This window comes from Brevibacterium sp. UMB1308A (assembly GCF_030230605.1).
GTDB lineage: Bacteria > Actinomycetota > Actinomycetes > Actinomycetales > Brevibacteriaceae > Brevibacterium.
The window spans coordinates 1-13,810 of the sequence record NZ_JASPDO010000038.1; the positions used below are offsets into that span (position 1 = coordinate 1).

At 57.8% G+C, this 13,810-nt stretch carries 7 protein-coding genes and 1 tRNA gene; 4 read left to right on the forward strand and 4 right to left on the reverse strand.

Annotated elements, in window-relative coordinates; genetic code table 11:
* Positions 1-24: 24 nt before the first annotated feature.
* Positions 25-113: transfer RNA gene (locus QP868_RS11400), tRNA-Ser, on the reverse strand.
* A gap of 271 nt (positions 114-384) precedes the next feature.
* Here QP868_RS11400 and QP868_RS11405 point away from each other — a divergent pair.
* Together QP868_RS11405 and QP868_RS11410 are read left to right on the forward strand one after the other, a co-directional pair.
* Positions 385-2,403 carry an LCP family glycopolymer transferase gene (locus QP868_RS11405; protein ID WP_284926689.1) on the forward strand — a complete coding sequence of 673 codons (2,019 nt, stop codon included), beginning with the start codon at positions 385-387 and terminating at the stop codon, positions 2,401-2,403.
* Positions 2,403-4,346 carry an FAD/NAD(P)-binding protein gene (locus QP868_RS11410; protein WP_284926690.1) on the forward strand — a complete coding sequence of 648 codons (1,944 nt, stop codon included), beginning with the start codon at positions 2,403-2,405 and terminating at the stop codon, positions 4,344-4,346. The genes QP868_RS11405 and QP868_RS11410 overlap by 1 nt, the downstream gene beginning before the upstream one ends.
* Positions 4,347-4,429: 83 nt before the next feature.
* On the opposite strand, the gene QP868_RS11415 is transcribed toward QP868_RS11410, so the two are convergent.
* Entirely contained in the window at positions 4,430-7,063 is a 2,634-nt protein-coding gene (locus QP868_RS11415) for a YhgE/Pip family protein (RefSeq protein WP_284926691.1), read from the reverse strand.
* Positions 7,063-9,804 (reverse strand): MMPL family transporter, encoded by a 2,742-nt coding sequence (locus QP868_RS11420; protein ID WP_284926692.1) that lies wholly within the window; start codon positions 9,802-9,804, stop codon positions 7,063-7,065. The genes QP868_RS11415 and QP868_RS11420 overlap by 1 nt, the downstream gene beginning before the upstream one ends.
* Positions 9,805-10,026: 222 nt before the next feature.
* On the opposite strand from QP868_RS11420, the gene QP868_RS11425 reads away from it, so the two are divergent.
* Positions 10,027-10,800 (forward strand): TetR/AcrR family transcriptional regulator, encoded by a 774-nt coding sequence (locus QP868_RS11425; RefSeq protein ID WP_284926693.1) that lies wholly within the window; start codon positions 10,027-10,029, stop codon positions 10,798-10,800.
* A gap of 27 nt (positions 10,801-10,827) precedes the next feature.
* On the forward strand, positions 10,828-11,796 hold the full coding sequence (locus tag QP868_RS11430) for a hypothetical protein (RefSeq protein WP_284926694.1): 969 nt from the start codon (positions 10,828-10,830) through the stop codon (positions 11,794-11,796).
* Positions 11,797-11,806: 10 nt separating this feature from the next.
* On the opposite strand, the gene QP868_RS11435 is transcribed toward QP868_RS11430, so the two are convergent.
* Complete coding sequence (locus tag QP868_RS11435) at positions 11,807-12,889, reverse strand: C45 family autoproteolytic acyltransferase/hydrolase (RefSeq protein WP_284926695.1); 1,083 nt, start codon at positions 12,887-12,889, stop codon at positions 11,807-11,809.
* Positions 12,890-13,810: the final 921 nt, after the last annotated feature.

A 13,810-nucleotide genomic window follows, 5' to 3' on the forward strand; every position in this document is an offset into this window, starting at 1 on the left:
ACGATGTCCCGAGACTTCACAACGCGGAGTCGGTGGGATTTGTACCCACGGTCCCCAATTCAAGGGACTCCACCTTAGCAGGGTGGTGCTTTCGGCCGCTCAGCCACGACTCCAACTGTTTTCACGCCCGTCAACTCAAGGCCAAAAAGCGCGTAACCACATAAAGGTTACCCAAGGGCTCGGCTTCGAGCAAAATGCGAGGCAGCCACACCGCCTGAACCAGGCTCGACTGTCACCTTCGCCCGGTACCCACAGCCACAAAGTGAACACCATGCATCTATACGGAACACGTTCATACAGTTTGCAGTAAAAGAGACTAAAATACTCGTGGACTCAATGAGCCTTAAATAATTTGAGTTGTGTTTTGTCAACCGAGGAGTACGTGTGGCGCAGACAGGCGAGGAACAACCTCAATCGGGTACACCTAAACCCGTCAAGCAGTTCCGCGCTTCGTCACGGCCCAGCTTTCGGGGACAACACTCCACCTCAGAAAACCAGAACTCAGCCGGTCAGCGCTCAGAGGTACGCGCGGATCACAGTTCAGCGTCTAACAGCAACGGCTCTGCACCCCAGTTCCGCACCCGCCGCGAACGGCTGGCCAACGAAAACCGCCACCCAGCCCAAACTCCTCCCGCACCGCAAACTCCCCCCGCCCAAACACCAAGCGTCTCGCCTGCACCGGCAAAACCGTCAGCCCCGGCAACTCCCGCTCAAACACCGCCCCACACTCCCAACCAACCTGAACCCCCAGCTTCACGCAATCGACCTGAGTCGGTGAGTGCAAGTGATCACGTCAACGCGGAGCCACCACGGCATGCAAATAATTCACGCGTAAACCTCGCCAATTTGCGGACCCGCAAACCCACGGACGGCGAGCGCCACACAAAACAGCGTTATGACGCGTTCCCTAAAGTGGTGGGCTGGACAAGCTTGGGCACCCTGTTGCCCGGTTTAGCAATAGTGAGAAAAGACCGCTCCAGTAAATTGGGCTGGTTCCTGCTCATCGGGTTCTGCGCCGGCATTCTTATCACGGGAATCATGACCCTGGCGCTCGGACCAATCCGCGTGATCGCCCGCGTCATCTCCAGCCCCACCATTTTGAACATCCTCGCGTTCATGCTGCTGGCAGGGCTGATCATTTGGGTGCTCGTCATCATCCGGTCCTACATCGTCAGCTCCCGCGGTGCCACAATGTCGAACCAGCAGCGCGTCCTGTCAGGCGTGCTTGTGGTCTCACTCATGCTGATCGTCGCGATCCCCCTGGGCATCGGTGGAGCCTACTCAAAAGTCTCCAGCAACACGGTCTCAAAGATCTTCGGTCCAGACGGCGCACCCGGAGGCACGGGCAAGGAACAAGTATGGGCTGACAAACCCCGCATCAATGTGTTCCTCATTGGACGTGACAACGGCGAGAACCGCACAGGAACACGCCCTGACACCATGTTGGTCGCCTCGATCGACACCCGCAACGGCAAGAGCACACTCATTTCCGTGCCCCGTAACCTCACGTACCCCATCTTCCCGGAAGACTCGAAACTCGCCCAGGCGTTCCCTGACGGGTTCAACGCATACGGCGAAGAAAGCCTCATCAACTCAGTGTGGTCGTGGGCCGAGGACAACCCAGAGTCCGTAGGTGATGCACACGGCCTGGAAACCGGCATGTGGGCAACCATGCAGGCAGTTGAGGGCTCTCTAGACATCAAGCTTGACTACTGGGCGTCGGTTGACATGCAAGGTTTCCGGGACCTAGTGAATGCAATGGGCGGGGTCAAGATTGACGTCGAGCGCCCCATTCCCATGGGTGGTGGTCAAAACCAGCACACAGGAGCGAAGAACCGAATCTTCGGTTGGATCGACCCCGGTGAACAAAAACTCAGCGGGCTACAGGCTTTGTGGTACGTGCGGTCACGTGACGGGTCAGACAACTACGACCGTATGTGTCGCCAGCAGCGGATGCTCAAAACCACTTTGGAGCAGGTCAACCCATCAGAACTGGCGTTGAAGTTCCCCCAACTGGCGAACTCCTCAACAAAGAATGTCGCAACGGACATCAACCAGAAGGAACTGGGTGGTTTCGTTGAGTTGGCGTGGGAAATGAAGAACACCAAGATCAAGTCCGCGCAGATCAACAACGAAGTCACGCCTACGTATCGCCCGGATTACGACGAACTTCACAAGTGGGTCAAGGACCAGATCGACCCGCAGAAGCCCAGTCAGAAAGAAGAATCCAAGGACAAAGGCAAGGACGAAGAGGAACCTCAGCCCACTGAGGAACCCACAGAAGAAACGGGTGCCCCAGCGCCTGGTATCGAAGATGACGAGGGCAAGTGCTACCCCTCTGGTTACACCCCCGGTGACCCATGGCCCGGCTACCCTGGGCCAGGTAACCACGGAGACCACTGATGGCGCATCTCAGTGTCGCTGTCATTGGTGCCGGCCCACGCGGTCTGTCCGTGTGCGAACGTTTAACCGCCCTGGCACCGGAGTATAAGCACCCGGTCACTATCCACGTGATCGACCCGTATGCGCCGGGCCCGGGCCGCGTGTGGGACACTGAGCAGTCCCCTGAACTGCTCATGAACACCACCATCAGTGAGCAAACGATTTTCCCTGACGGTTCGTGCGATATCTCCCCTACGAACACCGGCCCGTCCATGCGCGACTGGTACCTAGCTACTGACGGCACAGAAGACCCTGACACCACGTTCTGTTCGCGCACCCTGTACGGCGAATATCTGTCTGATGCGTTTGCCCGCGTCCGCGAAAACGCGACGGAAAACGTCACAATCGAAGTCCACCGTGCCCAGGCTTTGCGTATCGCTGACCCCGGTTCCCCTGTTGAGCTGTCCCAGATCGTGCGCTTGTCCGATGACACCTCGGTCACGGTCGATGCCGTTGTGTTGTGTGTGGGCCACATTCCGTCCCGTCTCACTGACGAGCGCATCCAGTTAGACCGCTACGCCACTGCCAACGGCCTGAACTACTGCCCGCCGTCGCTCCCGGCGGAAACCCCTGTCGACCGGGTTGCTGCAGGTGAGACCGTCATTTTCCGTGGCTTTGGGCTCAACTATTTTGACTTACAGGCGTTGTTGACCCACGGCCGAGGTGGCACCTTCGTCCCGCGCACCCCTTCCCCTGACCGTGGTGGTAAGTGCGAGCCCTGGGAGTTGGAATATGTTCCCAGCGGCAAGGAGCCTGTTCTTGCGCCCAGTTCACGGCGGGGTATTCCGTACCGGTGCAAGCCGGTGACGCCTGATCACCCCATGGAGCCGTACGCTTTGCGGTTTTTCACTGAAGACAACGTCACCACATTGTCCAGCGGGAAGCTTCTGCACTTCGATGATCAGTTGTGGCCGTTGATTCTCACGGATCTGCGGTATGCGTGGTACGCAGCCCTGTACCGCAGCCAGCCGGAACTGTTTTTGCGTGACCCGGCCCCGTTGAAGGAGGCGTTGACCGAGGCGGTCGACCGGCACCTTGCCCGGCGCTCGGGTGCGGAGACCCAGGGGCGTGTGACGGGGCGTGAGACCCATGAGGCTCCTGCACTACACGAAGTCCTCGATTCGGTGGTTCCACGTGAGCACCAGCTGGATCTGCAAGCGCTTTTACGTCCTCTTAACGACAAAGAGTTTGAGAGCCGGGACCAGCTGACAGCGTGGATTAACGGCTTCCTCGAACAGGAACTCCGGGACGCGTACGCGGGGCCGGAGTTGGCTCCGAGCAAAGCAGTTTTTGCTGTTTTGTGGGCTGCGCGCAGCTTCTTGAAGGAACTTGTGGCTGACGGCCGGGTGAGTCCCGCCAGCTTTGCGACCGAGGTGCGAGGCTGGTTTGAATCTTTTGTTTCCGGCATCTGTGATGGGCCGCCACCACAACGGTTCGCTGAGTTGTTGGCGCTGAGCAAGGCGGGCCTGGTGACGTATGTTGGCCCGCAGGTGAAAATCGACACCAGTGATGAGGAACCTGCATTCATTGCCTCGACGCCGGCCGTAAAAGGGGACATCGTTGCCCACAACCTGATCGATGCAGCTTCGCCCACTAATCACATTCGGTTAGCTGATGACGAGTTGATCACGTCCATGTTGGATCGTGGGCAGCTCACTGTCGCAACGATCACTAGCGATGAAGGTACCCTGTTGCCCACCTCGGGCCCGTTAGTCGAACCCGCCACGTTGCGCACAGTCGATTCCCGAGGGCGGGTTCACCCAAACCGGTACGTCATGTCGATTCAATTGTCGTCGCTACAACTGGGCTTGGCGATCGCAGCAAACCCGGACTCTAATGCTCGGACCCTGCGCGACGCTCACGGCGTTGCCCGTCGCATTTACGGCCTGGAATCAGAGCGCTAAGGCTGGCGGCCTAGCTACCCCTCTGAGCAACTAGGCCGCCAGTTCAACGTCCACGCGACTTCTCCGCGTGATCCACCCGTGGTCTACGCGTGGGCGACAGACGCTACGGACTTCACGCTCCGGGCGCGCGCAACCGCAACAACCGATGCGCCAACACCTAGCAGGAGCCACAGGAACAGCGTGCCCCATGCCCCACCGGCACCGGGTGTGCCAGTCACAATCGCAACAGCACCCTCGATTCCGTGTGCAGGCGGCATGAACCCTGCCAGACCGGTGAGCACCTGAGGTGGGGTGGTGAACAAGTGCGCGGCCACGGCCACCACAATCATGACCAGTGAGATCATCTGACCGAAAGCACCAAACAGTCCCACCAGCGCAAAATTCAACACGGTGAACACGAGGCTGGCAAACAGTGCGAACGCAAACAAGTGAACACCCTTGGAGACCGGAATGTCCATGACCGGGACTGCCAGCGCAGTAACCAACAACGCCTGAACAGCCGCAACAGCCAAGCCGGGTACCAGACCGCGGAGCATGATCGCTACGCTGCTTCGGCGTGAGGTCAGCGCTGTCGCTGAGACTGCGCGCACCACCGTGTAGGTGAGGAGCGAGCCAACCCACAGGGCCAAGATCAACATGTGTACAACGGCTTGTGCCAGCGCTCCGTTCACGAACTTGGTGCTCGAACCGTCGATCGCAGCGGAAACCACAGTGGACAGTTTGTCGCGTTCTGGAGCAGTGTAGCTGGGGATCTTTTCCTTGCCTTCTTCGATCCCGTCAGCAAACTTGCCGGTTCCATCTGCGAGTTTGTCGGCGCCGTCGGCCAGCTGCCGGGTTCCGGTGCTGAGCTTCTGAGCCCCGTCGGCGGCTTGCGAAACACCAAAAACGTACTGGCGGAGACCTCGGGACAGTTCGTGTCCACCGTCTGACAGCTTGTCAGCCCCGTCGGAAAGTTTCACGGCACCGTCCGAAAGCTTTTTGGAGCCGTCGGCGGCTGTTCCGATTCCGTCTACCAGCGGTCCGGTTCCCTTTGCGAGCTTGCTGGTTCCATCCGCCAGTTTCTGTGAACCGTCGACCAGTTTGTCGCCGTTCTTTGACAGTTTGTTCGCCCCGTCAGACAGGTCACTAGCGCCCTTGCGCAACTGCTTGGAACCGTCCAGCAGTTGGTCGGTGCCCTTCTTGAACTTATCCAGTTTCTGTTCCAGTTCGTCCAAGTTCTTCCCGACGTCACCCAAGTCGATGTTCTTGTACTTGTCGAGCGTTTTCTTAATCTCGGTGATGTGTTCGTTGATGCGCTTAGCAGCTTCGTCCAGCGATTCGGAACCGTCAATGATGGACTTACCCGTCGAAGGGTCCTTCTTGTCGAGCCCGTCAGCTGCGGACTTCAGGCCTTTGACATACCCGTTGACCAGCCCAGACACGTATGCGCTTTCAACCACATCGCATGCTGGGTCCTTCGTGCCTTCAGGCAGTTTCTGGCAGATCTTGCCACGGATCTGTGCGGCCTGGTCCTGAGTGATAATGCCCAGCTTTGCCGCCTGGTTCAGATTGGTGACCTTGCTGGCATCAATCTTTTTCGCCTGAGCGCGCAGTTCCTTTTGGTACTCCGAAAGCCCACTCTTGAGGCTTTCGATACCTTTTTTGAAACGCTCCAAGTCTTTTTCGTTGTCTGCGATCTTATTGAGCCCATCGGAGTTCTGCAGTTTCCGCAGTTCATCCAGGTCAATTTTTTCAAGTTCAGCCGTGAAGTCGCGGACCTTAATAACGACGTCATCAATGTTGCCGGTGTACTCGTTGACACCCTTGGACAGTTCGCCGGCTCCGTCAGCAAGTTGGTCCACTCCGCCGGTGTACTTTTCAACACCGTCTGACAGGTCCTTTGCACCCTTAGCAAGCTGCTGACTTTGCTTAGGCAGGTCCTTGGTTTTGGTCTTCATTTCGCCGAGGCCGTTAGACAGTTGGCTAGCCCCGTCGGAGAGGTCTCCCGCTCCCTTAGACAGCGCCCCGGCACCGTTGGCAAGTTGGGTCGCTCCACTAGTGAGTTTGCCGCCGTTGGCGTCAAGCTGCCCGAGGCCGTTAGACAGTTGGCCGGCCCCGTCGGCAAGTTCTGAAGTTCCGTGGGACAGTTGCCCCGCACCGTCGTTGAGTTCGCCGGCCGCGTCACTCATGGTGCGCATTTGGTCCTTCATGTCGTTGAACCCAACGAACACATTGTCAAGGAACTTTTCACTCATGTCCGTGTTGAATTTGGTACGCGCAGCATCAATGAGTGCACGTGAAACCACCGCGTTGTTCACGGGAGAGACGTCTGAGGTTTGCACCCGGATCGTCGCTTGCTTGACGTCCATGGGGTCGTCTTTTGCGGTGGAGAGAACTTCGCGTGAGAAACCTTCGGGGATGGTGACGACAGCGGCATACTTCCCGCTTTCAAGACCTTCTTGGGCGTCCTCGTCAGTCGATTGCACCCAGCGATAGTTTTCCGTATCCATGTCGACGAGCGCTGCAGAAAGCTGGCGGCCCATGGGGACGCGTTTGCCGTCAATCTCGGTTCCGTCGTCGTTGTTCACAATCGCTGCGGTGATCTCACCAAAACGGTCGTCGGCTCCACGGGTCGCAAGAACAAAGCCACCCGCGATGAGAACCGGCACAAGGATGAGACCAACGAGCGACCACAGGGTTACTCGTTTCCCTGAAAATGCTCTTTCTAGAATTGGCATTACTGTGCTCCTCCAAACGCATGAGCAGGAACGTGTTCGGTACGGTTGTGATCGTCCAAGTTCAACAAGGTGTAGTCCATTCCGCTGGGAATCATCCAGTCAACGTCCGGGTTGTGCAATCCCAGAATCACTGCTGAGCCACGGGCAGTAGCAACATCAACCAGGTTCTTTATAGCCTTCGCAGTGGCGTGGTCGTTCGGGGCATCAGCGTGGTCAATGACGACAACGGGCGGAAGCTTCTTGATGAACCCGCGGATGTACTCAGGCTTTGGCACCAACGCGTCCTCACTGTGTCGTAACGTCAAGAATGGGGTGGAACGACGAACCTTGTTCGCCTGTTCCGGTAGAACGTATTCGCCCACTTTCAGCTCCCCGTCTTCCAACGGCGCACGCCCGGCAAGTGCCAAGAGCAAGGCGGTACGACCTCGGCCGCTCACCGCTAACAACTCACCCGGTTGCAACGCCACATTGACGTCCTCAAACAGTGGTCCGCCGGTTCCGTACACGCTCAAGTTTTCGCCGTAGATCCGGTAGTCGGTGTCGGTTTCTGGCCAGTTCTGTAGCTTCACCTGGTGGTACAGACCCTCCCCTTCCACGTCGAAGTGCGGAAGGATGCGTTCCAACCACTTGGGCAGCCACCACGCGTGCTCACCCAGCAGGGTCATAACGGCTGGAACCAGGGTCATGCGCACAAGGAACGCATCGACGGCAATACCAACGGCCAAGCCCAGCGCGATCGACTTAATGATGGCCTCACCGGTGGGCACGAATGCCGCGAACACGCAGAACATAATGATTGCCGCGGCAGTCACCACAGACGCCGAGCTCATGAAGCCCTTCTTCACAGCCTCGCGAGCGGGTGTTCCGTGCGCATACGCCTCACGCATACCCGACACCAAGAACACTTCATAGTCCATGGCCAGACCGAACAGAATACCCATGAGAATAATGGGCAAGAAGCTGATCACTGGGCCAACGTGATCCAGGTTGAGCGCAGTTGCGCCGTGTCCTTCGATGAACACCAGCTCAACCACACCGAACCCGGCAATCACAGATAAAAGGAACCCTGCGGTGGCCTTGATGGGAACCCACAATGACCTGAACACCATCATGAGCAACACCAGCGACAGGCCCACGACGAACAGACCAAACGGCACAAGCGCGCGCCCCAGCTGAGCCGACACGTCAATCGCAACTGCCGTCGCACCGGTCACTGCGGTTTGGTAGCCGTACTTTTCTTTGATCTTGGGCTCCATGTCGCGGAGCTCTTCCACGATTTTTTCGGTCTCAGGGTCACTGGGACCTGTTTCTGGAATGATCTGGAACATGGCCGTGTCTGCATTTTCGTTAGGTACGGCCAGGATGACCTTTTTGACACCAGGGATCTTCTTGATCTCATCTTCGATCTTTTCGACGTCGTCCAGAGGGTCGTCACTGGTGACAATTTCGGCGGTCATGACCAGTGGTCCGTTGTGGCCGGGGCCAAATTTTTTGTCGATCAAGTCAAAGGTTGTACGCGCCGGGGTTCCTTCCGGCTGACCACCGTTGTCAGGCAACGCGAGCTGAAGTTTAGATGCCGGGATCGCGAAAACGCTCAAGGCACCCACGACCACAATGATGGTGATGAGTGGGAACTTGGTCGCGGCCGTCACCCAGCCCCGGTAGAACTTGGTTGCGAACGTTTCCTTCTGGGCGAGGTTGGAACCTTCCGCCAAGGAGGTTGCCGTTGCTGTCTGATCGGCAGGTTTTCCGTTTTTAGCTTGGTTCTTAGCCGCTTTCTTTTGAGCTTTCTTCTGAGCCTTGCGTAACGGGTTGATGCGTTCGCCAATGAAGCCCAGGATCGCGGGCACAAGAGTCAGAGCGACTCCTACTGCAACCGCCACGGTCGCGGCTGCACCGAATCCCATGACTGCCAGGAATGGCATTCCGGTGAGTGAGAGTCCCACGAGCGCAATGATCACAGTGATCCCTGCAAACACCACAGCCGAACCAGCTGTAGCGTTTGCGCGCGCGACTGATTCTTCTGCGTCGTGGCCTTCGAGCATAAAGGAGCGGGCACGGGAAATGATGAACAGCGCGTAGTCAATACCCACCGCAAGCCCCAGCATGAGTGCCAGCATGGGGGCGGTAGATGACACGGTTGAAAACGCGGTGAGCCCTACGATGCCCAGCAGTCCGATAATCACACCGACAACTGCGGTGACCAGGGGAACACCGGCGGCTAGCGCTGAACCAAAAGTGAAAAGTAGCACGCAGAACGCGATCGCTACACCGATACCTTCAACCCACGAAATGTGGACACTGGTGGTTTTGAAGACTTCTCCACCCGCGCTGACCGTGGATCCTTCAGGGAGGGCGTCGCGGAGTTGGTCGGTTTGCTTTTGGAGGGTTTCACGGTCTTCGTCCGTGAGTTCTTCAACCGGCGAATCGTACGACACGTTGATGATGGCCGCGTTCTTATCGTCATTGATGTTGCCGTGTACGTGTTCACTAAACGGTGAGGTCACACCCTCAACGTTCTCCACGTCTTCGAGACGCTCAACCGCGTTTTCGATCTCCTTCTTGTATATCCCCTGGTCCACGCTCTCATTGTTGGCACTCACCACGATGATGTCTGCGCGCGCGCCGGATGCTTGCGGGAACGTGAGTCTCATCGAGTCAAGAGCTTCCTGCGACTCTGCACCAGGCAGTTCGAACTTGTCGTCGAACTTGTTAGCAAAGAGCCCCACAAAAGCACCCATTAACACGATGATCAGCAGCCACACACCGGAAGTGACAAGGCGATGCCGGTATGTTGCGCGACCTAATCCATAGAGAAAAGAAGACACAGATTCGCTTTCGGTTGCTTGGGGAGATCGAGCCAAGCGGGCTCAACCACTTTTTGTGAACTTTAAGTTTGTACTCGATACAATACTGTATCGAAAACATTTGAGTTTTAAAGAAGTATTCAGAAAGAGCCCCCGATGACCCTCCACCCTGGCGTAGCACCAACCGCCCGTCGGCAGCGAACACGCAACCGTCTCCTCGGGGCGGCAGTGACTGCTTTTGCCCGCAACGGCATTGTCAGCACGCCCATCGAAGAGTTGTGCGAAGAAGCCGGCATGACACGTGGAGCTTTCTACTCAAACTTCACATCAACCGACGAACTCGTGGTGAATCTCATTGACTGTGCCGTTGAACACACCATCGCCGGAATCCGGGGAGTCATCGCAACCACCGAAGACACGTACTCAACAGACCAAGCCACACACACCTCGGACCCCAGCACACGCTTCATCAACCTACGCAAGTCCGCCAAGACCGCATTCACCACACAACGCCTAGGCTGGACCACCTCGGTCGCGTGGACCATCACGGAAGCCGAAATCGAGCTTTACTCAATTCGCAACCCCGACGTCCGCGAACGCTACCTGGAATTACAGAACGCACAGGTGCGGGCAGTGGGAGTGGAAGTCGAACAGCTCCTCGCACGGCACGGCGCACGCACCACGATTCCTATCCAAACCGCGATCCGACACCTCGCCGCGACCGACATTCGGACGGCACGCCAGTCCATCCCACCTCGGGCAGTTGAGCTTGCACCCACTCCGGACGCCAGCGAACTGGTCTCCCACATCATGGGCAAGCCCGGAGCAGCTTTCGACACATCCAAGCTTCCTGAACACTCACTGTTGCACCCGGTCGAACGCGACTTAGGGCCTGTACTGGACCTCCTGAGCATGATGGTGGAGTTTTAGGGGGCATAAGACCGTTAGGCTGAAAACATGAGTGATCACGCGAATGAATTTTCGACCTTCATGGCAAGCATGCCCCTGCGACTCACCTCGTTCATCGAGTCTGACCTACCTGAATCGGTGACGCTTGAGAACGACGAAACGCGCGAATTCCGCAAAGACCTCTCCCCTGCCTCGCTCCCGTGGATTGAAGCGTTCGCCAATTCTGTCCTGGCGTCTCCCGCGGTGGCCGTAGCGCCAGAAAACCAGAAGTTCACAGAAAACCTCATGCGGTATGTGGGCGAGGTTTTCCTGCGTGGGCTGGGCGGCGCGTGGGACTACGATGAATCCGGCGAGGTGGGCGAAGGTTTCCCGTTTATTCGCCCCGACTCACCGGACGGGGAGTGTGAAGGTGAACCGATCTCGATGATCGGCCTCGTGATGACCGCGTTGCAGGCACGCAACGGGCAAGTGTTCATCAGTCGCTATGCGCAAGAGCTGGAGAAGTTCGGAGAAGACGGGCCGCGTCGTTCCTGTTCAGCCGTGGATGACACTGCTGACGGTGGGGCTGGGGCGCCTATGGAAGAAGAGGAACGTAGCTTCTTGGCCACGTTCCTCCCCACGGTTGAGTCCGGGGTTGCCGCGTGGGTTCAGGATCAGGCTGCGCCACACGAATGGACATTTGGCACAGAAGGCCTGCTCAAACTGAGCAAGCAACTTGTTGCCCGGTACTCAACGGTGGATGAGATGCTCGCTGATAGATCAGACTTCTACATTCAGGGCGCCCTGCGGTTTGCCGGCGAAACTTTCCGCCGGGAAGGCAAAGGCGCGTGGCGCTACGGGACTCGGTTCGACACCGACGACCCGCGACAGAAGCAACCGTTCGTCCACTTCTCCCAGATCGAGGTGGACGTGGTCCCGTGGGCGATTCTCACCTCGGCGTTCAAAGACCCCCACGCGCCTTCCGAGGCCTTGGACGCACTGCGTTCGCAAGTGGCCGGCGCGGAGGCGGGCGCCTAGCTCTGTGGCCCTAGTTCTGCGAGACCGTGAAGCTCACGGTCATGTCCGACGCGAACTGGGGCGCGCCTGGGCTCAGGTCGATGCGGCGGTTGGCAGGGTCGATGCGCACGGTCACCAGTGTGGCGCCTTTGTTGGGTGCAGCTGGATCCGGGAGCACGCTGACCAGGCCGTCTTCCAGCGGTGAGCACAGAACCTGCAGCATGTCGTCCAGGCCGTGTGGTTCCCCCGCCGAGGTGGTCGCCGCCTCCAGGTAGTCCATGCGGTCGTGCGTGTTGGAGTCGGGGGTCAGCAGTTGCGCGCCGTCTGTTTGGCTTGGGCATGCGAAGTGGTTGGTGCGTAGTGCCCAACCGTCGCGTGAGTTGAGCGCCACTTGGTGTGGGTTGATTTCCATGTTGACGGCCCGGTTGCGGTCAAGGACGGTGATGATTGAGGACGCCGAGGTGGGCGCGTCCTTGGCGATGCTGATGGCTTCGTCAACTGAGCTGGCGGCGCTAAGGATCCGGGCGAGTACCGCGTGGATGGGCACACCTCCGGGGGCATCGTCGGCGTTTTTGAGGATGTTCAGGTGGACGCCTAGTCCGGCGGAGTTGAGGCCGATTTTCCCGGTCATACCGTGTTCGGCGAAACCTGCGTAGGACTGGCCGCCGGGCAGGGCCGCGACACGGTGGAAGTGCCAGTTGCGCACCAGTTCGGGTTTCCAGTCCCAGGTTTGGGCCGACATGGTTCGGCCGAGCTGTTGGAACGTCACGGTGCTGCATTCTTGTGGCTGTTCTTTTGCCAGTGTGAGGATTTCGGTTCGCCCCACGATGAGACCCAGGTCTGCCGCGGTGATACCGGATCCGGCGGCTACGCCCAGAAGTTCGAGGTGTTGGTCGGGGTCCCAGTTGCGGATCGCATCCATGGATGCGCGCGCGGCTGCAGTGGCATCTGTTTCGGAAATTCCTTGTGTGGAGTAGAGCTCGCTGTACGCGCGCACGGTTGCGCGGATGTGTGCTGCGATTTGCGAGGCTCTGGCCATTCCGCGCTGCCGAGGTTCTGTACCGTCTACGTAGATCGTCTCGGTTCGAACCAGATGCGGTTGGTTTTTCTTCATTGATCCTCCCGGTGCCACTTGGGTCTGCAGTGCGTGTGGCTTGCAGGGCTTATATTCCGTATGGCCTTTAGCCCGTAGAGCCTGTCGCTTTCTGGCCACCATACATGGGAACGGCCAAAGCGAAACGGCGCACCACCCGTGCAGAAGCCGTTTACCCAACACAGTTCGATCCCCTGTGTTGAGCAAACGCTCTTTTTGTTCGTTTTGTTTACGTTTTCGGCCCAAAATCGGCCAGTTACCCAACACAGCAAACGAAAGGCAGCTCACCTGTGGTGAGTAACTGGGTTGGAGCAAATAGGGGAACGATGACCCGACACATCACTACACAAAAAATCTCAGGACATCGAGTGAACAATGTTCCGAGACTTCACAACGCCGCGAGTGTGGCGTCTGGTTCAGGACATCGTTCACCTTTAAACCCGTGAACCCGCCAGCAGGTGTGTCACGACATCGTTCTGCTCATGTGTCGCGTCATCGTTCACACCCCGGACCTTTACCCTAGAGCTTCTCTCCCGAACTGATGACAGTAATGCACCGACCACCACGGCCAGCAGAGTGCCCCGAACAGGTGCGGCCACCTCGACCCCAAAGCGTAAGTGGCTCCAGTCGAATCTGCCTACTGTAGCCACCCAGAACCCGTTTACTCTACAACCCTCGAACAGGATTGTAGAGTAAACACCCTTTTTGTTCGTTTTGTTCACGTTTTTGGGCCAAAATCGGCCAGTTACTCTACAACCCTCGAGAAAAATGAACTTGGAGTGTAGAGAAAACCACCTGACACGCCCAACCCATACACACATTTTGAGCATTAACCCCATTATGATGCGTAGTTTCGCTCGCTTTGGGGTTATAGGCCAAAAAGTGTGTACGGTAGGGGCTTCTTGCCCAGTGTTCCGTAGGGCTTCAGGCGGTTATACATGC